The organism is Methylobacterium sp. E-045 (genome assembly GCF_022829685.1).
Taxonomy (GTDB): Bacteria; Pseudomonadota; Alphaproteobacteria; order Rhizobiales; family Beijerinckiaceae; genus Methylobacterium.
The window spans coordinates 1-311 of record NZ_JAKSYE010000049.1; the positions used below are offsets into that span (position 1 = coordinate 1).

Below are 311 nucleotides of genomic sequence, written 5' to 3' on the forward strand. Positions count from 1 at the left end.
CGTAGGCTCACATCCCGCGGTTCATCATCCGGCTTTTCATCATGCGGCGCTTCATCATCTGCTTCCGCATCATGCGCTTCTTCATCATCATCCGCTCACCCCGCATCATGCGAACCTGGGTGATGCCGGTCTCAGACTGAATACCATTGGCAGCCATGGGAACAGCTGATGCCGAGCCTACACCAAGCGCGAGCCCGCCAAGGATGGTCATAGCGGCAAGCGTAAAAGTAACTTTCTTCATTTTTCATCTCCTAGAATACTGTGTCAGCAGTCTTTATAGAAGCAGAAAAATGTTCTCTAAGTTCCTGTGA

Annotated in this window: 1 protein-coding gene; it reads right to left on the reverse strand. The window is 50.8% G+C overall.

All coding sequences use genetic code 11. The features are described from left to right. Positions 1–7: 7 nt before the first annotated feature. Entirely contained in the window at positions 8–241 is a 234-nt protein-coding gene (locus MKK51_RS05695) for a hypothetical protein (protein WP_243975578.1), read from the reverse strand. Between the last annotated feature and the right edge of the window lie 70 nt (positions 242–311).